The following is a 21728-nucleotide window of genomic DNA, read 5'->3' as shown; positions in this document are numbered from 1 at the left end:
ATCATTCTAGTCGTCTATGGTTACATGCTTCCAGTTTTCTCCTGACCGTATCCTGTTGAGCTGCGTATGGGTTATACCAAATTGTTTCGCAATCATTTTCAGACGATTATTGTCATTTTTCAATAATTTCTTTATGATCTTGACCTTGCTCTCCGTCAGCTTATAGTTCTTTGTTCTTCGAGGTATCACGCGGTTGATAAAAGCTGGATTTTCACGATTGTGATCTATCATCTCAGTTTTAGTAACCCACTTCAGGTTCTCGTAGTAGTTGTTTTGTTTTTCAAAATCCACGTGAATAACAAAGCTGTTTTCAGGGGTAGCTCTCTCAACAAAATGCTCGGCTACGAGCTTATGAACATATCTGTTTATTGTTTTACCACCGGTAACCCTTATGTTCAGTGATCGATAACCCTGTATCACAGAACCTTTGATAATGGCTCCGTCTTTGGGATTGTTCTGAAAACTTTTCAGTCTACCATAGTTAGACACTTCGTAATGTGGCGGGTTTTCGATTTCGTCGAATATGATTTTAGCCCATTTCTCATTCCAGAAACTGCGTGCTGCTGTTGACTCACTCATTTTTTATTCGATTTGCAATTTTTAACGATATACTTTTGGGTTACCATTCCTCCCTGAACAATTTATATACCAGATCGTGTTCAATACTAATAACTTGGAAAAATGACATTTTAATTCAATACTTATGAAAAAAACCTTGGTTTTGGGAGCCTCATCCAATCCGGCCCGATACTCCTACCTTGCTACTCAGCGACTCATCGCATATCACCATCCGGTTGTCTTACTTGGTCGAAAAAAAGGATCAATTTTTGGAGAGGAGATTTATACCGAAAGGATTGAATGGCAGGATGTTGACACCATCACACTCTATCTAAATCCAGCAAATCAAAAGGAATATTATGATTTTATTATCTCTCTAAATCCAAAACGTGTAATCTTCAACCCTGGTACAGAAAATCAGGAATTTAAGGTTATTTTAGTCAATAAAAATATCGTACCAGTCGAAGCCTGTACTTTGGTAATGCTTGCAACCGGTCAATATTAATCCTTTGCTCATCGAAAAAATGGGGTAAATTTAATGATTTCATCACAACGTGGGTGTACAATTCCTCAAATTGGATGTATCCATTTTACCATTTAATCAGCGCGGATGCCCAGGTGAAACCGCTGCCAAAAGCCGCAAGGCAGATCAAATCGCCGTCTTTTATTTTACCTTGTTCCCAGGCTTCTGAAAGAGCGATTGGAATGGACGCGGCAGTTGTGTTCCCGAACTTCTCAATATTGTTCATAACCTGGCTTTCTGCTAAACCCATCTGATTTCTTACATACTCACTGATTCTTATATTGGCCTGATGGGGAACCAGCAAATTTACGTCCGACGATTTCAGATTATTGGCCGCAAGTGCTTCATTGATCACCTCCCCAAATCTCACGATCGCATGCTTGAAGACTGTGTTCCCATTCATATGTACGTTAAAACCGCCTTCTTCGATCATTTCTTTGGTAACCGGTCTGTCGATTCTGCTACTTCCGGGATCTTTTACATATAACTCTTCCGCATACCGTCCATCCGCATGTAAATGTGTGGAGAGGATTTGATGGTCTGGATCTTCCGACGCAACCAAGACAGCAGCACCGGCACCGTCTCCAAAAATCACGGCCGTATTTCTGCCCTGTGTACTTTTGTCAATCCACGAAGATTGAATCTCGGAGCCAACGACAAGTGCAGACTTGTACATACCTGTTTTAATAAACTGGTCGGCGATGGACAGTGCATATACAAATCCAGAACATTGCTGGCGAATATCAATCACAGGTTTGCCGTCCATGCCCAATTCCCTTTGCATGAGGAATGCGGAACCAGGGAAAAAGTAATCAGGTGTAATGGTTGCATAAATGATGACATCAACTTCTGCTGGGGTTAAACCGGCTCTTTCCAATGCGATCTTCGACGCTTCGGTAGCCATGCTGTAATTGGTGTCTTTTCCGTATTCGAAGTATCTTCGTTCTTTAATTCCCGTCCTTTCCTGGATCCATTCGTCCGATGTCTCCATCCATTGAGTCAAATCCTGATTGGTAATGATGTTGTCGGGGACGTAATATCCGAGGCCGGCAATACGAGAAAAGGTCATATTAAATGTTTCAGATAAGTGGGTGAACGGTATTTCAAGTTTGATATTCTGGCGGAGAGGTTAGTCACATCAGAACTATATTTAAGACAGCGTTATCCGAAGTAACCTGTATTTTGTAAGATAAACTTAAAAAAAAGATGTAATAAATGTAAATTTTCAATGCCGATTAAATACCAACGATTTACCTGTTTAGGTAATGTATTGATATATAGTCGATTATAGTCAGTTACCCTTCTTTGGCCGATTTTTTAGCCAAGGTATTCACGACTAATGAAATCAGAATGTAAAGTACCAGAATTAAGGGTACCGCAAAGATGTTAAATACAGCCAGAAGCACGATGGACAACATGATGAGAATATACCGTGCTTCATTATGAGCCCATCCAAAAGATTTGAACTTCAGAGCTACCAAAGGGATTTCAGACACCAGTAGCAAGGACATCACTACGGTTAGAATTAGCAAATTGTTGGTATTTACGATGATTGATTTGATCTGCTCGTCGCCAAAATGAACCATAAATGGGAGGGAAGCAATAAAAATCCCATTAGCTGGCGTTGGAACTCCTATAAATGAGTCGCTTTGACGAGGATCATTATTAAACTTGGCGAGGCGAATTGCTGAAAAAAGTGCGATTAAAAAAGCAGGATATGCCTTCCATATGCCAAATAGATCCGGGATACTTTGCATCAAAAGCTGATAAACGATAATGGCAGGCAGAACTCCGAAAGTCACCATATCCGCCAGGGAATCCAGATCCCTTCCGATGGGAGATGAGACACGCAATAATCGGGCTGCGAATCCATCAAAGAAATCGAATATTAACGCAATTGCCATGAGTGCACTTGACAAAAGGATATTGTTATGAAAAGCCTCCACGATGGCGACACAGCCACACAGTAAATTGCAGAGTGTGAGGATATTGGGTATATTTTTTCGGATCATATGAATGTTATTTCAAAAATGGATTGTGTTTCTTTTCGAAGCCAATAGTCGTTGGCTCCATGTGACCGGCATATACCTTATAATCGTCGGGAAGGGTGAAAAGCTGCGTACGGATGCTGTTTAATAGTATGTTCATATTTCCACCAGGCAAATCAGTTCGTCCAACACTTTGTCTGAATAGTACGTCACCACCGATAACTATGCGGCTTTCTTCATTTACGAACGCAACATGACCTGGGGCATGACCGGGGACAAATAACACTTTCAATGTGCTGTCTCCTAATTTAATATCTTTATTTTCAACAATATATCCATCAATCTCAGGCTCATCGAAAGCAGCAAATCCGTAATTTGAAGCATAGGTTTTTACGGCGCGAAGCAAAGGCTCGTCCAATTGATGCAAATAAAATGGAATATTGTATTTGCGTTTCACCGCAGCAACACCCAGAACGTGGTCGATATGAGCGTGTGTATTAATAATCATTTTAGGTTTCAACCCTCGTTCCTCAATAAATGAATAAAGCTCCTCGAACTCGGTTTTGGTATAACAGCCTGGGTCGACAATCACAGCCTCACCGGTGCCATCATATAATACGTAAGTATTTTCAGAAAAAGGATTAAATGTGAAACTCTGTATATGAAGCATTTGAGAAATAGTCGAATGTGAAGTGGGCAAATTTACGAAAAAAGCGGAGTATGAGCTGTTAGCTTTTAGTGGTTAGCTCTTAGTTTGGCCGAATTTCGGAGACTTATTAAACTTATAGCTAACTGCTAAAAGCTTCAATCAATACTCTCCGAAATCCTGACGACAATCCTGTCATAATAGAAAATGGAAAGACCTTCATAGCCCGAGTCGGTTCCAACGCATAGCCAAATTTCGCCTTTATCGTTGGCAGTTGCAGTGATGGGCTTGTCTGCATTTCCCCGCTTCACGATCGTATATACATTCCTATCCTGTCCGTTGGCAACATTTCCTAACACGATCATGTCTTTTCCACCTTCCGACTGACTTCCTTTATCCAAATTAAAAGTGTGAAAATCGTTTTCAATAACATCGAGTGGCTCTGCAGCTGTGGCGCCTGCTTTGATATATACCGAACTCCCCGGCGAACCTCCAGCGCCCACACTATTTTCCGCATATTGGCTTGCAAGGTCAATATCGAAAACCACACTATATTGTTTGCCAGCACTAAACCCACTGATCTTTTTTTTGACGAACATAAACATATCGTCACTATGATTGTTGCTTTGTATGCGCAAACCAGAGGTGGTAGTATCCAGTGGTGCCCGCAATTTGGCCCAGGCAAATCTCATTTGAAGAGACGCAGTATCTGTTTCAGTGCTATATTCAGAAAATACGGCAGCCCAACCTTCTATCCCTGTTTCAAATTTCGAGTCAACAGTTGTTGTTGCGACCATTTTTTCTCCATCCTGACAAGAGAAAATTGTTATAACTGCCAAAATCAAAACTGAAATATTCCATTTATTCATAGCTCACTTAATTTTTTAAAACCGGAGGTCCGGATTTCTGAACTTTACCTGCAAATAACGTGCTGATTCGGGAAGTATTTAATTATTGAACTGAGCAATCAAAAAGATAGTTGGTTTTTTGTGCAAATCCGGTTTGCTTTTTTTCCACTCAGCCACGGTTTTGGTTTTAAGCAGTTCATCCGGAGCCGTCAGATTTGAAGCAATACAAAGTCTGGTATGCCCGGCGCAGGCTTCCAGAATCGCCTCCAAAAGCTGATTATTCCGGAAAGGTGTTTCCATAAATATCTGTGTTTGTGTTCGTTGTGACGATTCGCGTTCCAGACTTTGAATCGATTTTCTTCGATCATTTTTATCAATAGGCAGATATCCATGAAAAGCAAAAGATTGCCCGCTCATTCCCGAACCCATCAGTGCCAACAATATGGACGACGGCCCCACTTGCGGAACTACCTGATAACCAAGTTCGTGTGCAAAACGAACAGCTACCGCACCAGGATCCGCCACGCCCGGGCAGCCTGCTTCTGACAGTATACCTGCATTTCTCTTTAGTGATTTTAATGCTTCGCGTGTTTTCTCTTCCGGCGTATCCTTTGTCAACTCAATAAAAGTGATTTCGTCAATGACCTTTCCGATTTTCAAGCTACTGATGAAACGACGCGCGGTCCGAACATTTTCCACGAATAGGATATCCAGATCATGAAGTAATCTACTGATTGATTGCGGGATAACTTCGCTTTGAGTTTCTTCTGCCAGAATTGTCGGAATGAGATATATAGTCGGTTTGAGAGCTTCCATGGTACTGTATTCAGAAATTAAAATATTTTAACAATTACAACCATTTGCCGGTATTCTTTGTCCAAACAGGAAACAAAGGTAATGCTATGAGATTATTAATATCTGTTTCACTCCTCCTGCTGATGATATTTGGATGCAAAGACCAAAGTGCGGACAGTCTTTCGGCACCGGTCGAAACGCTGGAGGGTTCGTGGAAAAAGTTTGAAACTTATTCAGGGGTAACCAATACGCCTCAATGGACCAACCTCCCTGATTCCCTTCAGGTTGTCATAAAATTTCGCGGCGACGGGGTATTAGTTGATCAGGATAACCTTCCCGCTTGCTGCCGTCCAACCAGTTATATCATAAATTCGACTTTGGTGGACGTCAACAAGAATGTTGAAGCAAATCCAAAATGCACTACGATTTATTGCGCAGGATGCCCGGTCTGGGAAATGCAACTGTCTTCCAATGAGTTGATTATATCTGGTTGTGTTTTGGCGAACGGGAAATACCGGCGACTTTAAGAAAATGCTTGCGGCAAAACAAAAAAAACAGAGTCTGGTTTTTCTTAGCCAGACTCCGTTTTTTACTCACTCAAAAATTTCAAAAGCACTGAAACAAATTCTTTCGGCTGTTCTGCCTGAACCCAATGACCGGAGTTTTCAATCGTAGCTAACTGCGCCGAAGGGAATAGCTTCAAAATGTCTTCCCAGTCCTCGTCCAGTATGTAGTTTGATTTTGCTCCCCTGATAAATAATGTCGGAACCTGTACCGGCTCATCGGTTTTGATCTCCGCACCTATTTTTGACATGTCACTGGTTAGCACAGGCAAGTTGAATCGCCACGCAAAAGATCCGTCTTCTTCTCGGTAAAGGTTTTTCAAGAGAAATTGTCTCACGCTGAGAATTGGCTCATATGGGCTCAGCTGATCGTCAGCATCCTGCCGCGTATTCACGGTCGAAAGATCAATTGCATTCAGACCCTCCAGGATTTTCCGGTGATGAATGGGATATTGTTTTGGTCCGATATCGACAATAACCAGTTTGTCATAAGTTCCCTGATGATTGACAGCATATTCCATAACCGTCTTTCCACCCATCGAATGCCCGATCAAAACCGGAGATTTTATATTTTCCTGTTCGATAAACTCGGCGAGGTCTGCCGCAAATGAAGGATAATCCATAGGCGACTCGTGCGGCGAACGGCCATGATTTCGCTGATCAACGAGATATAATTGATAGCCAGCCTCGGATATTGCTTTGCTTACAGTCAGCCAATTGTCCAGCAGTCCGAAAACACCGTGAAGGATAATGAGAGGTTGGCCCTGTTCGCCAATCTTTTTAAAGTTAAGACGCATATATTTTTTATTTTTTTCGCCTCGAGTGTTCACTGGTTACGAGGTGACCGGCAAAAATTCATTCCATTTAACGAAATGCAAAGATCGTCATCATTTTAAATAAACATCATTAAGATTAATTATAATGATTGCAAAGTAGTTCCGCTTTTGAGTGAAAATCACGAAATACCGTATAGTTGTCTTAACAAAAAAATAACATAGCCAAATGTGTTATTATTAATACATAAATCTGTATTATTACAATAAATCAGGCACTTACGATATCTAGTATAGTACTTTGGTAGGATTGTTGCCGTTGGATAATAACTTATTAAGCTCTTATTTTACGACAAATTCGATTGACCCATTATCTGTCTTTTGATCGCGTTCAATCCATTTCAAACCAAATCACCAAATCTATGATTCAGAAAAGTTTACTTTTCAAGGTATTATCTCTGATAATATTCACATTTGCCATTTCCCTGTCAGGCACTGAACTGTATGCGCAGGTTACGTCATCGGCAATTAGCGGTCGGATTACCGACGACAAGGGGGAAGTTCTTCCCGGGGCCACAGTCGTGGCAATTCACACTCCATCAGGAACCAAATATGGTTCTGTTACTAATGAGAAAGGACTTTACACAATTCCGGCGGTAAGGGTAGGCGGACCATATACGGTTACTGCATCCTTCATCGGATTTAAGGATCAAACACGTGACAACATTGCCGCGGATCTTGGTACGAATTCAGATGTAAGCTTCGTAATGAAATCGGATATTACGGATTTACAAGAGGTAGTGATCAGTACTTCACGAAGTGACGTATTCAGTTCGGATCGTACAGGTGCCTCTACTTCTTTTGGAAGAGACGCGATCAACTCAACTCCGACGATTGGTAGAACAGTAGCAGATATCACGAAATACAATCCTTACAGTAACGGACAATCTTTTGCCGGACAGGATCCACGTTTCAATAATATCACAATTGACGGATCGGTTTTCAATAACGGTTTCGGTCTTGGTTCATCTGCGCAGGCTGGTGGACGTACCGGTACTACTGCTGTGTCTCTTGACGCATTGGATCAGGTTCAGGTGAATGTTGCACCGTTCGATATTCGTCAATCTGGCTTTACTGGTGCAGGTATCAACGCGGTAACACGCTCAGGAACAAATGAATTTTCAGGTTCGGTTTATACCCTTTTCCGTAATAGCGATCTTGTAGGAACAAAAGGCGATGGTAACAAAATCACTCCAGATCCATATGTAAAAGAAAATACCTATGGTTTCCGATTGGGTGGGCCGATCATTAAGAACAAGTTGTTCTTTTTTGTAAACGCTGAACAATTTAAAAGTAGTAACCCTGCCTTGCAATACTCTCTTGACAGAGGAACAGGCGGAACGAACGTATCCCGCGTTTTGGAGTCTGATATGATCGATCTGAACAATTTCATGACTACCAACTTCAACCATCCGCTTGGAGCGTTGGACGGTTTCAACAACGAGGTGAAGAGCAAGAAAGGATTGATCAGATTGGACTGGAACATCAACGATATGCATAAGTTGTCAGTGAGATACTCAACCCACAACTCTGAGTCTGGATCAATCATCAGTAACAGTAGCAGTAGCAACACGGCTGGTAACGGAAACAGGTCGAACAGTTTGCTTGCCATTTCACCTGAAAATTCTGGGTATTTGATTCAGGATAATACGCGTTCTGTAGCGGCTGAGCTTACCTCCAATTTCAGCAGCAAATTTTCTAACGACCTTATTGTCACTTACAACAAGCAGATCGAAGACCGGAAATATAAAACAGATCCTTTCCCGACTGTCGATATTTTGAAGGATGGAAGCACTTATACATCCATAGGTTTTGACCCGTTTACTCCAAGTAACAAGCTGAATTATTCGACCTTCAACGTAACTAACAACCTAAGTTACTTTGCGGGTAAGCATACTTTTACGTTTGGCGTTGTATATGAGCACTTTACTTCAAACAACGTATTCTTCCCTTCTTCAAACGGGGTATATGTTTATAACTCAATAGACGATTTCAAAACTGCTGCATTGGCTTACATTGCTAATCCAACGGCAACCACTTCACCAGTGTCTGTAGCAAGATATAACTTACGTTATTCATTAATTCCAGGACTTACAGAGCCGGTTCAAACATTGAAAAGAGATTTGTACAGCGCTTACGTTCAGGATGAATTCCAGGTTACACCGAATTTGAAATTGACAGCAGGTATCAGAGGAGATATTTTTGCATATGATAATTCGACTGCCAAAGATTTCAACAACCCGGTGGTGGCAGGATTGACCTTCCGTGATGAAAATGGCGACCCATACAAGGTTACTACAGGAACTTATCCAAAGTCGCGTCTTTTGTTGTCTCCAAGAATTGGATTTAACTATGATGTAAAAGGTGATAAGACTACACAACTTCGTGGAGGTAGCGGGATTTTCGTTTCAAGAATACCAGAAGTATTGATATCTAACCAGTTAGGGAATAACGGAGTTAATACTGCCGTTCTTAGCGCGACAAATACAACTGATTACGGTTTTACAACGGATCCTTCGAAATTTATTCCTGATATATCGAATACGGATATCACCAAATTGCCCCCGTATGTTATCAATGCGTCGGATCAAAACTTGAAATATCCTCAGATTTGGAAAACCGATATCGCAGTAGATCAAAAACTTCCGTTTGGATTGATTGGAACAGTTGAATTCATCTTCAACAAAACGATCACTGGTTTAAGATATATTGACGCCAACTTGAAAGCGCCGGATCGTTCGTTCCCGGACCCTGAGGACGGCCGTCCACGTTTCCCTGCTTCCGGCGTTGCAAGCTCAGGCTCAGGTGCTGCTAATACTGTTGCGGTAGCGAGATTTTACAATCCGCAGATCTCCAATGTTTTTGTTTTGAAGAATACAAAAAAGGGTAGCTCGTATATCGCGACTGTTAAGTTGGAAAAACGTGCGACCCGTGGTTTCGGAGGATTTGTTTCTTACACTTACGGAGAAGCAAAAGACATCGCTTTCGTTGGGAGTACAGTGCAGGCAAACGTACCTAGTGTGGTAGGTCAGAATTATCTTCCTTTGACATATTCTGATAACGATTTGCGTCACCGTATCGTGGGTATGCTGAACTATCGTCTTAATTATGGAGGAAAATTTGGCGGATCAACAGCATTTAGTTTAGGAATGGTTTCTGCAAGTGGTGGAAAAATCTCATATACACTTAACCAGGATTTGAACGGTGACGGTCAGACATCTAACGATTTGATCTTCGTTCCGAATAAAGCATCTGATCTTACGTTTGCGCCGCTTACTGTAGGCTCTGGTTCAGCGGCAGTAGTATATTCTCCTGAGCAGCAACAGGAGGCTTTTGACGCCTACATTAACGGCAACAAATACCTGAAATCAAGAAGAGGGCAATTTGCAGAACGTAATGGCGGAGCCTATCCATGGTTGACCCGTTTCGATTTCACTGTTATTCAGGAATTCTATATTGCGGTGGGCAAAAAAGGAAAAAGAAATACAATTCAGCTTCGCGGAGATATCCTGAACGTAGGAAACTTGTTGAACGATTCATGGGGCTTGGGTAATGTTGCAACCGCACAATCAAGCACTGGGGTATCTAACCCGATTGCTCTTGCGAGTGTTTCGGCGGGCGGCGTACCTTCTTACAGAATCGCGACGCAGTCAATAAAAGATGGTGAGTTGAATAAAACAATCCTTCTGAGAGATTCATTTACACCTAACGTGTCAGTGAATAACGTATGGCAGGCACAAATTGGAATTCGGTATATCTTTAACTAATTCTGATAGTATTTTTAAAGCACAGAAGCAACCTCAGTCGGGGTTGCTTCTGTGCTTTAAACAATATAAAGTTTATGATGAGAATGGGATTTTCTTCAAAGTATCCAACGCTTCCTTATATCCCTCCACAATAAGCCTTGAGATATCATCACTTGTAAAATGCTGTAAATCCAGTACGAGCGGTGTTTGCGGTCGGATCACGGTCAATTTCATTGGTTTTCCCCTTAATATTGATCGGTCTACATAGGACTCTGCCCATTGAATATTGCTGTTCACGAGCTGATTGACTGTAATGTCTCTCACCCTTTCCACAAGCGTGATCAGGTTTCTGGCATTAATACCTTCGGGTTGGTAAAGCAAAGGGGAGTGGCAGGCAATCAGTACGATCTCTGTAGCGCCGTCTTCGATGGCTTGTCGAACCGGCGCAACTTCGCGTAAACCACCGTCCAGATACAGCGCATTATCAATAGGCACTGCCGGCATCAGCATCGGAATCGAAGAACTGGCGAATACATAATCCAGAAATCTGGGATGGTCGGGCGCTACATATTTAATCTCGCCACTCTCAATATTGACCGCTCCTATTTTTGACTTGATGTTTGACGACGAGAGAAATTCCTGCTTAATATTTTTCCGCACCATGATATGCAACGGAAGTGGGTCAAGAATCCCGTCAAAACGGCTCATGAGCGTATTCATCCCCAACATGACACGCGACCGGAGCATGGAGATATTTTGCGGCAACGTGATATTGGTCAACCAGAATTCAAGCAATTTTCGACCGGCTAGCGGCCAGTTCAGTTCATGGGATTCCATTGTCTGCCGGCCTGTTTCGTTTATCAAAAATGTGGTGTTCAACGCTCCAACGGAAATTCCATAGACCATATCCGGGCAAAATCCCTGTTCCATAACAGCCTGAATTGCCCCCACTTGAAATGCTCCTTTCATAGAGCCACCACCCAGCACGAGTGCCTTCATATTGTAACTTTCTGTTAAATAATATTAAAATACAAAAGCCTGCGGGACATATATCATCATTTTTTAGGGAGTCAGATATTTTATTTCCTCAATCCGAAATGTGTCATTTTCCCAATTCTAAACATTTTCGGACTAAAATGCTGAGAAAAAGAAGATTTTGTTCCAAATTTGGAATTGAAAGTAAAAATAACTTTACTCCACGCGAATCATCTGATTCGATTTCGCCCATTACGATTACATGAGGGACATTCCTCAGACATTTATATGACCCTTTCAATTAAGGAAATTCAAGTTCCGATCGATGACGAAATGAAGGCTTTCGAGCATAAGTTTCGTCAATTCATGAAAAGTGAGGTGAAGTTGCTTGACCAGATCATGAATTATATTGTCCGCCGGAAGGGGAAGCAACTCAGACCCATGTTTGTTTTTCTTTCTGCAGGCGTTTGCGGGCCTATAGGAGAGTCGTCTCACCGTGGAGCTGCATTGATCGAGCTTTTACATACGGCCACTTTGGTACATGACGACGTAGTTGACGATTCTAATTATCGCCGCGGTTTTTTCTCTGTGAATGCATTGTGGAAAAATAAGATTGCGGTGCTCGTCGGGGATTATTTACTTTCCCGTGGTCTTTTGCTGTCTGTTGACCATAAAGAGTTTGACCTGCTGAAAATCGTTTCCACTGCTGTGAGAGAGTTGAGTGAAGGAGAGTTGCTTCAAATGGAGAAGGCGCGCCGTCTTGATATCAGTGAGGATGTATATTACCAGATTATCCGCCAGAAAACCGCCTCTCTGATCGCTTCTTGTTGTGCTGTTGGAGCTTGCTCGGTCGGAGCAGGAGATGAAATCGTGAAGAAAATGCATGCCTTCGGAGAGAAAGTCGGAATGGCTTTCCAGATAAAAGACGACCTTTTTGACTACGGTGACGACGAGATTGGAAAACCGCTGGGTATTGATATTAAGGAGAAGAAAATGACACTTCCATTGATATATGCACTCAACAAAGCTTCATGGCTTGAAAAACGTCACGTGATTAATATTATCAAAAACCAAAGCCACAAACCTGTGAAAGTGGCCGAAGTAATTGCATTTGTAAAGCAATCCGGCGGGCTTAAATATGCGCAGGAGGTGATGCATAAATATGTTCGGGAGGCGCAGGAGTTGCTTCATGAATTTACAGATTCCCCTTATCGAAATTCATTGGAACAGCTCGTTCAGTTTACCATCGAGAGAACAAAATAAAACAAAAACGGCCTTGAAAGTGATTTCAGGGCCGTTTTTGTTCAGGAGGAATATTTTATAAATTCCACCAATAAGTTAGCTTCAAAACGATTGCCCTGTTTTTTACCATGAAATTATCTGGTAAATAATTGTCAGTATATACAATGAAAAGATCGGAAGCAGGTCGGTATCTCCATTGCACGCGAGCGTTCAGGTTGATATTGTCCGCCTGGTTATTATATTGCATAAAGGTCGTGAAAAACAGCTTGTTGGTGAACGTGACGTCAATCCGTGGGCCAACAAGCCACAGGTCAGTCTGGTTCCAGGGCGCTGGTAGTTTCAGGTTGTTGTAGTTGCCGGCTAGTGCCATAGCTACATATGGCTGTATACGATATCCCAGCTCAGTCTTAATTGTCGTCTTTTGCCCTTCCGCATAATATCCTCCATGACTGGCAGAAAACGAATAAGTAAATCGACGTTGAGGGCCTGAAACTATATCAATCCCTACCGTTTTCCAATGGTGTTCTGTACCAGCGTCCAGTCTAAAGCTTCCTAGATTTGTTGGATCAAATGGTTTAAGAAGTCTTATGTAATTGCTTGACACATAAGGAATAATAGTTGCGCGATTGATAAAATTGATGTTGTAGGAAAATATAAATTCCTTGTCACTCACATCAAATTGCTTGTCCCAATAGATATTGGTAATCAGCTTTGGACCATGGCTGATGATCTTCGGTGATTTGATAAAAAACAAATACCCAACATTAGGACTGATCTTGTAATACCCCATCCGAGCCGAATTTGGCACATATCCCACTTCGGCAGTGTAGTTTGAACCCACATATTCCTGCTGCCATTGCCAGAAAAAGTTTGCCTTATTATATTTCAGATCACCTGCATATACAAAATCGTCGGAGGATTTGCCCGGAGTGAATGATTTAAGAAACATTACTTTTCCGGTCCAAAGGTTTTTGGCACTTGCCAGGTTAAATTCCGCACCAATATTCCGGTTATATCGATTTACACCCTCATATTTCTCCTGTGAAAAATTAAGCGCGTCTTTATTTACAAACATGAAACGGATATTGGACCTGGCTAAAACCTGGCGTTGTAAAGCAAAAACCGCATAATTGTTTTTGGGCGTCAGACTATCCGGCGAATCCGTTTGAACATCGAGCACTCCAATACGCCAGTTTTTATCAAGCTTCCCGCTCATACGCGCTCCGAACTCAATGGGAGTGCCCAAACCAATTCGCCGCGAGAAAAAAGGCCTTATGGTAGCGTACCCGAAATTGGCAAAAAGGTCAGCGTTTTCAAGAAAGAACTGCCGACGCTCCGGGAAAAAGAGCTCAAAACGATCCAGATTTGTCTGCTGAACGTCTACATCTACCTGCGAGAAGTCCGGGTTGACGGTCAAGTCCAGATTGAGAGAAGGAGTAAGGCCGATTTTTACATCTCCTCCAATGTTATTTTTATACTTCGTTGGCTTGTCATTCACATAGTCGCGTGTCATTCTCGTAGCCGCATATGGAATCACGGAGATATTCGGACCAGGTTTTGGAGGTGGTACATCCCACACCAATACACCAGTATATGCCAGAGATGCCGAAGGAAATTGACGTGGAACAGGAGCCCACGAAGATTTTTCGGAAACAGTCAGATCCTGCCGGCTAAAATTGATTCCCCATTCCGTAATACCGGGTTTATAGCGGATACTCTTAAAAGGAATAGCAGCTTCCCAAATCCACTTATCTTCGTCGTTTTTAACGGAAGAAAGCCACTTATTATCCCAACTCAGATCAACAGATCCTCCATCCCACATTTGGCCGTCCCATGGTGCGCCTACCGCATTGGCGCCGAAAGAAAAGCCATTGGTCTTGTCATCAAAGGTGTCCATGAAAAGAAGAAAGTTGTCATTTTTCCCAAAAGCAAAATCTCTTTTCAGCGATTCAACCACCGTGCTTCCCTTGACTGGCTTGTGGTTGATCACAAGTATATACAGGTTATTGTGATCATAAGCCATTTTTACCTCAGTATTGCAACGCGCAAAACTGGTATCCATCGGCGTGATCATAAAAAACTTGGTCGCAGTTTCAGCATCCTGCCAGGCGATTTCATCAACCACACCGTCGATACTTATTTTCGATGATGCGGGATGAATATGGTATCGGTAATTATCATTGGGTTTTTGTGCAAGTGTTTTAGTCAGGGCAAAAATCAGCGCATAGGTGAATAGGTAACGGTACAAATTATTATAGGTTTAGGATATGGAAATTAACTTATAGGCGAAACAATTTTGCATCGGCATAAAAGGTGCCGAAAGGGATAAGAGATGCAAGAAAAGCAAGTATAGATGTTTTAAATGACCATCCTTTCTCAATCGCAACCTGAATTAAAAGCACTATATATAATATGAAAAGGACTCCATGCGCCATTCCAACCACGCGAACTGCCTCGGGAAGTCCCGCCATATATTTGAGCGGCATTGCAATACCTAACAAAACCAGAAATGAAATACCTTCAAGGAAAGCCACAATACGCAATCTGCCGATTGCCGTTTTAATTAAATCCGAAGTCATTATTTTTATGAAAATTGGAGAATGAACAAAGATAAGGTCTGATACGTTTATCCGCTTAATTTTCAGTTGATTTTGGTTAGGAAATCGACGTTCTAGGCCGTTTTTATGAAAGTTTTGTGACTTTTTTACAATGAATATGAATTTTACTGGAATAGATTACAATATTTTACTATTTTAATAGTTTGATTCAAATATGTGTCCATATTGCCATTTAAACGTACCAATGTGCGTTAAACAACCCACACATTAATTTCAATCGGCTTTAACCGACACATATGTCAACGATGAAGGCTTTTTACCTTTTTTTGCTTCTCATTTCTTCTCAGGTTTCTTATTCTCAAGTATTTACGGTCAAAGGCAGCATCAAGGACGAGAACGGCATGGCATTGAAAGGTGCTATAGTCCACGAAAGAGGTACAAATAACAAAGTGTTGTCAGACGGAAAAGGGCTCTTTACCATTTCAGTAAGATATGTAAACGCCGTTTTAATCGCGTCGGGCCCTGGTTTTTCGAAAGCCGAAAGGATGATCAATGGGCAGGGAACTCAGGATTTTGTGCTGAGAACGACGATTGACCTTGGTCAAATCAATGTAATTGGCACGCGGAATCTGAGCCGGAATGCCGAAACATCCCCAGCCTCAGTTGAAACAATAGATATACCGCAACTCTCCCGAATGCAGGGCCAGTTTGATTTAAATCAGTTGCTCCAATTCGCTTTGCCATCCTTTAATTCCAACCGCCAGTCAGGTGCCGACGGAGCGGATCATGTGGATCCTTCTTCGGTACATGGGCTGAGTCCGGATCAGGTTTTGGTGATGATCAATGGTAAGCGGAGAAATGAATCTTCGATGATGAATGGGTCTGGATCGAGGGGACGTGGTAGTAATTTCTTCGATCTGAATTCTATACCCATTGCTGCTATCAAGCGAATCGAAATACTAAAAGATGGCGCGTCTGCTCAATATGGTTCTAACGCAATGGGTGGAGTAATCAATGTTGTTCTTAAAGATTCGCCAAATGAGTTTTCTGCAAACGTGAATGGGGGGATGTTTTCGTCTCAATACCGACTGGATGATAGCACAATTGACGGGCTGAACACCAATGCGAATATCACGTACGGTATGAAACTCGCAAAAAAAGGATTTGTGAATATCACGGGCGACTACAATTTTCGCAATTACACTAACCGCGCATATGCCACTGAATTAGGTGATGTGGTCCGCCGGGAATATGGCGACCCGAGAATTCAGAACGGCTCGATATATTATAATATGCAGTTGCCAATTGGCTCTAAAACAGAATTATACAGTTTTGGAGGAATCAATTACCGATTGGGTGACGCATATGCCTGGACGCGTTTTCCCAAAGATTCCGAGAATATTGCGTCAGTATATCCAAAAGGATTTGATCCTGTTGTTTCCACAAGAATCGATGACCGCGAAGCAACAGTTGGTGTAAGAACAAAGAGGAATCGCTGGGATTTTGATTTAAGCAATACATTTGGCTTCAACAAAAATCATTTCTTTGTCTCCAGCTCATTGAACCGCTCATTGGGTGCTCTCTCTCAACATTCCTTCGAATCGGGAGGAACACTGGGTGGCCAAAATGTTTCTAACTTGACTGCCACGAGGCATTTCTCTGACATTTTTGAAGGGTTGAATTTCAGTGCGGGGGCTGAATACAGACTACAATGGTATAAGATTTTTGCGGGCGAGCGACCTTCATACTATAATTATGATCCGGGTAAACAGCCCGGTGGAGCACAGGGCTTTCCTGGATTTAGTCCGGCAAATGAAGTCCGGGAAACGCGGTCAAATATGAGCGGCTTTATGGATATTGAAGCCGATTTAACCAAGAAATTTGCAGTGACAGGAGTCGCACGTTATGACTATTATACTGATTTCGGAAGCACTGTCAGTGGAAAAGTCGGTTTGAGATATAAGGTCAGTGAGGAGCTAACTATCCGTGCTTCGGTCGGCACTGGTTTTAAAGCTCCCTCCATGTCTCAAAAGTATTTCAATCAACAGTTCAGCAATTTTGAGGGAAGTAGTCTGGTTGAAGGATTGGTGTTAAACGATAATAACAAATTACGGCAAGAACTCAAAATGCCCGATTTAAAACCTGAGTCTTCCGAAAATGCAAATATTGGAGTTGTTCTGAAGCCTGTAACTGGGCTAACTATTGCTCTGGACGGTTATTATATCAAAATCAAAGAGCGAATTGTGTTGACTGACATGATCGGAAGAGTCAACCGCCAAACGGATACTTTGTTTAAAAAATACGGCATCAATGAGGTTCGGTTTTTTTCAAACGGACTTTCGTCGACTACTACAATGGGGATAGACGCGAGCATCAAATATGTGATTCCGGTCGGCACGGCAAATTTCAGTACAACGTTGGCGGGCAATTATAATCATATGGAAATTGGCGACGTGAATATAGGTTCATCCGTTATCGGGAAGGATGGCATATATTTCAGCGAACGCGAGAAACAATTTATGCTGGCGTCAGCTCCTCAGACCAAGGTTAACATGATATTTAACTATTCGCTGAACAGACTGAGTTTCATGGTCCGGTTGGTTCGCTTTGGTGAGATAAATTTGTTCAATCGTAATTACGGAAAAACCGATCCTTCGACAAAAATGCCATATACTCCTGCCAAATATACCGATGTATACGCAGCCAAAGTGCAGGCTGATATCAGTGCGAGTTACACTCTAAACGACACATTCTCAATCATTTTAGGAGGAAGCAATATACTAGGTACAATTCCTGACAGGAAAATTCAATCGCTGACTGAAAGCGGTGGAGCATGGGATGCTGTCCAAATGGGAAATAACGGCGGGTTCTTTTTTACCAAAATTGCGATGCGGTTTTAAATATGAGAGTAACTCGGCATATGATGCTCTGGGCGTGGGTTTTGGTACCAATTTGTGGGTTTGGTCAAAATTGTATGCTTTTGAAACAAACTTTTGCGATTGCTGATACGATCAAGCCTGATACTTCGCAACTCTATCTGTTTCGGTTCAGTGCTGGTCAGCTTGCTGCTTTGAAAAATGTACCGACGCTCGAAAAGGCTATTGAAGTCATCGGGAGATTACAGCAAACGCTCGACCAGGATCACGAATCATATAAAAATGGAATAGTGTGGCAGCTGGATACCAAGCTTGCCAACAAACAGTTGAATGAATTAAAAGAGAAATGCGTTGAGACGCCGTTTCTGGTATATCAAAGAGAGATTGATTTCTACCGAAGAAGATATATTCCCAAAAAGCAGTAAAGTTTGTTTGTGTTATATAAAAACAGAGAGCTGACTTCCATATCAGCTCTCTGTTTTTGCTTCGGCACCTGCTACTATACTTTTACCAGGGAATGTATATGAAATCGTAATTCCTCAGACTACTTGCGGCTTCTGTTTTTTAACGCTGGCTGCTGTTGAGGCTAATTCTTTGTCTCTCATTTTTATGAAATCCTTGAACCGCCTTACCGTCGCCATAATCAGACCAATGATCAGAACAAAAGTCCCAAGCCAAAGCACATTGATTAACGGTTTTTCAATTGCTTTCAGAACCATAAAATCTTTCTGCGTCGTGTTGACCCCAAAAGTGAATTGTCCGGTCTGCGGATTGATCTCGTTAAATTGAATTCTGAAACCCAGGTCTTCATTAACTTCCGGCTTACGGGCAACCATACGGTCTCTGATCACAAATGACGGTGTGATCACATATTCGTTATCCTTGTCCAAAACCCTGATCAATGCTTTAACTGCAGCATCGCCTTCGTTGAGTTTCACACCTTCTACGTCGTCAGTACGAACCACATTGTCAAGAATTGCTACGTAGTCGTTTACAAAGAAAGTATCTTTCAGATTGACCGTGAACGACTCAGTTTTGCTCCAAACCGGCTCATCAAGCGGATTAGTGACCATACTTACGTAAGTATACATATCCTTGCTCAACTTTCGCTGAATATCAGGAGAAGAGACGATCCCACCCATTCTTGGATTAATCTGAACGCGCGGGAAAAGGCTGAACACCTGCCCTGACGGATCACGATATTCGATTTCATAGTAGAAATTCTCAGGGGATATTTCGAGCGTATCACCTTTTGAATAGTACTTCTTTTCATCTACAACGATATCGCGCAAAGCTACAGCGCGATAATCGCCCTCAATAATATCTACCCAACTTTTAGAAATATAGGAAGGAACATGTCTTGGCTCCACGCGTACATCACGCCAGGTAAGCATATAGTCCCCCATTTTCTCTGGCTTGTTTTTCCAAAGCGTGATGTTTTCACGGTTTTCTTTATTGTCGTTCTGTGTAAATTCTTCGCTTCGGGAAATCATCAAACCCGAAGTATTCAAAGAAATCACCTTCGTATATGCGGACGAGAATAGGATTCCGATTAACATTAAAGCAACTCCGATATGCGTAATCGCACCTCCTGACAGGCTATAATTTCCACGAATAATATCCCAGAGAATACTTCCGTTGGCCACCACCGCAAATACAGAGGCAGTAAGGAATATGATATAACGGATGTCTTTTACTCCCTCAAAAGTGATGATCGCACCGCTGATCAACAGTGTCAATATCAATGGATTATAAAGTGCCTGAAGTTTCCCCTGACCCACTCGCTTCCACCAGAAATATTGGCCAATACCGGTCATAATGATAATGATGGAAAAGAACCAAAGCTGGAATTTGTTATAGTGTCCGATCTGGTCGGTTGGTAACGCCAGGTTAAGGACGGTTCCAAAAAGCTCCGCGATTTTATTATAGACCGGGATAGAAGTAGTGGCGATAATCTGGAATCCTGAAAGGCACAATAGCGTAGCACCAATAAAAATCCAGAACTCTTGCGAATAAGTCGACACTTCTTCTTTATCGCCTGGAAGGTCTTTCCAGCGATATATCAGCAATCCGACGGACACAAAAAGGAATGTAAGGAGATATATTAAAAGCTGACCGGAAAGTCCAAGATCTGTGAATGAGTGAACAGACGCGCTTCCCAAAATTCCGCTCCTCGTCATAAAAGTCGAATACAAAATCAATACAAAAGTCGTGATCGTCAAGATAAACGACGTTTTGAGAGCGGTTGCGTTTTTGCGGCCGATGATCATGGTGTGCACCGCGGCAACCAAAATCAACCAAGGTACGAACGACGTGTTTTCAACAGGGTCCCAGTTCCAGTATCCTCCGAAGTTCAACGTTTCATATGCCCAATAAGCGCCCATCAGAATACCGACGCCCAGTATCAGGCATGAGAGTAATGCCCAAGGCAATGCGGGACGAATCCAGTCCTGAATTTTCCTGGTCCAAAGTCCTGCGATTGCAAATGAGAAAGGAATCAGAGTAGACGCAAACCCTAGAAACAGGGTAGGAGGGTGAATAACCATCCAATAGTTTTGAAGTAACGGATTAAGGCCGTTGCCGTCTTTTGGAATGAAGTTCGGATCCATTTTCCAAACTGGCATATCCGGCATTACCTCTTTTAAAAGTAAAAACGGAGTTGAACCTATTTTCAGATCGATGCCCGGAATGACGACCCCTAGAATCATGGAAGTCAAAAATGCCTGAACCAGTGCGAAAATGGTCATTACAGGTGCTTCCCACGACCTGTTTGTATAAATCAATATGGCACCCAGAATTACATTCCAGAAAATCCACAAGAGAAAACTACCTTCCTGATCTTGCCAGAAACTGGAAATAGTATATCCGGCGGGAAGTGACAATGACGAATTTTTCCAGGCGTAATGATACTCAAAATAATGGTTTCCGATGATCCAGTACAGGGAGAAAACCACTCCAAATACCGCTAAAAGGTGCATGAAGAAGGTGGCTCGCGCAAATTTTTTCCAACTATCGACATCCGCGATCGCCGTGTTAGACATGCCAGCCTTAAAATAAGCAAAAGTGGCTACCACCGCTGTTACAAAAGCAATGATAACCAATAAGTGACCTGCACTTCCTATGGTAGTATGGATCATGAGTTTTTCGCGGTATGTTCAGTGGTTTCAAGTTTACCTTCGTTGTATTTTGAAGGGCATTTCATCAGAATTTTTTCAGCAGAAAATACGCCATTGTCCATTTTGCCAATAACGACCACCTGCTCAGATTTATCAAAATCCTGTGGTTTAGTGTTCTTGTACACCACTTTTTGGACAATTCCTTTATTGTCAACAAGGGTAAAAGAAAAATAATTAGGGTCAATTTGCGGTTGATACGACATATCCAAAATATTCCCGGCGGCATCTTTTTTCAATTTGCCAACTACGTGAATACTTTCGTCATCGCCGTCCGCTGCCATTTCCTGGGCTTTTGCAAAATCGACATATGTGCTGGCGTCACCTGCGGTTGATACGATAATTCCTATCGCTACCGCGATGATGATCAAGCCGAATATTTGAATCTTTTTCATGTTTTTAAC

General features: G+C 42.2%; 18 protein-coding genes. 6 read left to right on the top strand and 12 right to left on the bottom strand.

Going from position 1 to position 21728, the window contains the following annotated elements; all coding sequences use genetic code 11:
* Window positions 1-6: 6 nt before the first annotated feature.
* Window positions 7-579, bottom strand: a complete 573-nt coding sequence (locus AC1XUD_RS04670) for an HNH endonuclease (RefSeq protein ID WP_483359802.1) — start codon at window positions 577-579, stop codon at window positions 7-9.
* Between the two features lie 124 nt (window positions 580-703).
* Between AC1XUD_RS04670 and AC1XUD_RS04665 the strand changes: the two genes are divergently transcribed.
* Window positions 704-1063, top strand: coding sequence for a CoA-binding protein (locus AC1XUD_RS04665; protein ID WP_483359801.1), 360 nt, complete (start codon window positions 704-706; stop codon window positions 1061-1063).
* An 85-nt stretch (window positions 1064-1148) separates the two neighbouring features.
* Here the strand turns inward: AC1XUD_RS04665 and AC1XUD_RS04660 are convergent, their stop codons facing one another.
* The 5 genes from AC1XUD_RS04660 to AC1XUD_RS04640 all read right to left on the bottom strand — a co-directional run bounded on the left by AC1XUD_RS04660 (window position 1149) and on the right by AC1XUD_RS04640 (window position 5379).
* Window positions 1149-2150, bottom strand: a complete 1002-nt coding sequence (locus AC1XUD_RS04660) for a 3-oxoacyl-ACP synthase III family protein (RefSeq protein WP_483359800.1) — start codon at window positions 2148-2150, stop codon at window positions 1149-1151.
* A 226-nt stretch (window positions 2151-2376) separates the two neighbouring features.
* The gene (pssA, locus tag AC1XUD_RS04655) at window positions 2377-3093 is read right to left on the bottom strand and encodes a CDP-diacylglycerol--serine O-phosphatidyltransferase (protein ID WP_483359799.1); all 717 of its coding nucleotides are present in this window, start codon (window positions 3091-3093) and stop codon (window positions 2377-2379) included.
* A gap of 7 nt (window positions 3094-3100) precedes the next feature.
* Window positions 3101-3739, bottom strand: coding sequence for an MBL fold metallo-hydrolase (locus AC1XUD_RS04650; RefSeq protein ID WP_483359798.1), 639 nt, complete (start codon window positions 3737-3739; stop codon window positions 3101-3103).
* A gap of 134 nt (window positions 3740-3873) precedes the next feature.
* Window positions 3874-4584, bottom strand: a complete 711-nt coding sequence (locus AC1XUD_RS04645) for a hypothetical protein (protein WP_483359797.1) — start codon at window positions 4582-4584, stop codon at window positions 3874-3876.
* A 78-nt stretch (window positions 4585-4662) separates the two neighbouring features.
* Window positions 4663-5379, bottom strand: a complete 717-nt coding sequence (locus AC1XUD_RS04640; RefSeq protein ID WP_483359796.1) for an SAM-dependent methyltransferase — start codon at window positions 5377-5379, stop codon at window positions 4663-4665.
* 86 nt (window positions 5380-5465) lie between these two features.
* Between AC1XUD_RS04640 and AC1XUD_RS04635 the strand changes: the two genes are divergently transcribed.
* Window positions 5466-5885, top strand: a complete 420-nt coding sequence (locus tag AC1XUD_RS04635; protein ID WP_483359795.1) for a hypothetical protein — start codon at window positions 5466-5468, stop codon at window positions 5883-5885.
* A 62-nt stretch (window positions 5886-5947) separates the two neighbouring features.
* Here the strand turns inward: AC1XUD_RS04635 and AC1XUD_RS04630 are convergent, their stop codons facing one another.
* Window positions 5948-6718: an alpha/beta fold hydrolase gene (locus tag AC1XUD_RS04630; RefSeq protein ID WP_483359794.1), complete on the bottom strand. Its 771-nt coding sequence runs from the start codon at window positions 6716-6718 to the stop codon at window positions 5948-5950.
* Window positions 6719-7116: 398 nt separating this feature from the next.
* Between AC1XUD_RS04630 and AC1XUD_RS04625 the strand changes: the two genes are divergently transcribed.
* Window positions 7117-10521 (top strand): TonB-dependent receptor, encoded by a 3405-nt coding sequence (locus AC1XUD_RS04625; RefSeq protein ID WP_483359793.1) that lies wholly within the window; start codon window positions 7117-7119, stop codon window positions 10519-10521.
* 72 nt (window positions 10522-10593) lie between these two features.
* Here AC1XUD_RS04625 and AC1XUD_RS04620 read toward each other — a convergent pair whose 3' ends face one another.
* Complete coding sequence (locus AC1XUD_RS04620) at window positions 10594-11499, bottom strand: patatin-like phospholipase family protein (RefSeq protein ID WP_483359792.1); 906 nt, start codon at window positions 11497-11499, stop codon at window positions 10594-10596.
* Between the two features lie 264 nt (window positions 11500-11763).
* On the opposite strand from AC1XUD_RS04620, the gene AC1XUD_RS04615 reads away from it, so the two are divergent.
* On the top strand, window positions 11764-12738 hold the full coding sequence (locus tag AC1XUD_RS04615) for a polyprenyl synthetase family protein (protein ID WP_483359791.1): 975 nt from the start codon (window positions 11764-11766) through the stop codon (window positions 12736-12738).
* 55 nt (window positions 12739-12793) lie between these two features.
* Here AC1XUD_RS04615 and AC1XUD_RS04610 read toward each other — a convergent pair whose 3' ends face one another.
* Both AC1XUD_RS04610 and AC1XUD_RS04605 read right to left on the bottom strand, forming a co-directional pair.
* Window positions 12794-14965: a DUF5916 domain-containing protein gene (locus tag AC1XUD_RS04610; protein WP_483359790.1), complete on the bottom strand. Its 2172-nt coding sequence runs from the start codon at window positions 14963-14965 to the stop codon at window positions 12794-12796.
* 31 nt (window positions 14966-14996) lie between these two features.
* Window positions 14997-15296, bottom strand: a complete 300-nt coding sequence (locus AC1XUD_RS04605) for a DUF3817 domain-containing protein (protein WP_483359789.1) — start codon at window positions 15294-15296, stop codon at window positions 14997-14999.
* Between the two features lie 275 nt (window positions 15297-15571).
* Between AC1XUD_RS04605 and AC1XUD_RS04600 the strand changes: the two genes are divergently transcribed.
* A complete protein-coding gene (locus AC1XUD_RS04600) occupies window positions 15572-18175 on the top strand; it encodes a TonB-dependent receptor plug domain-containing protein (protein ID WP_483359788.1) in 2604 nt (867 codons plus the stop codon).
* An 80-nt stretch (window positions 18176-18255) separates the two neighbouring features.
* Window positions 18256-18576 (top strand): hypothetical protein, encoded by a 321-nt coding sequence (locus AC1XUD_RS04595; RefSeq protein WP_483359787.1) that lies wholly within the window; start codon window positions 18256-18258, stop codon window positions 18574-18576.
* 114 nt (window positions 18577-18690) lie between these two features.
* Here AC1XUD_RS04595 and ccsA read toward each other — a convergent pair whose 3' ends face one another.
* Window positions 18691-21288: a cytochrome c biogenesis protein CcsA gene (ccsA, locus tag AC1XUD_RS04590; protein ID WP_483359786.1), complete on the bottom strand. Its 2598-nt coding sequence runs from the start codon at window positions 21286-21288 to the stop codon at window positions 18691-18693.
* Window positions 21285-21719: a cytochrome c maturation protein CcmE domain-containing protein gene (locus AC1XUD_RS04585; protein ID WP_483359785.1), complete on the bottom strand. Its 435-nt coding sequence runs from the start codon at window positions 21717-21719 to the stop codon at window positions 21285-21287. The genes ccsA and AC1XUD_RS04585 overlap by 4 nt, the downstream gene beginning before the upstream one ends.
* Window positions 21720-21728: the final 9 nt, after the last annotated feature.

The sequence above is a fragment of the Dyadobacter sp. HNCC25DJ184 genome, assembly GCF_056895215.1.
This window is presented reverse-complemented; position numbering and strand designations above follow the sequence as displayed.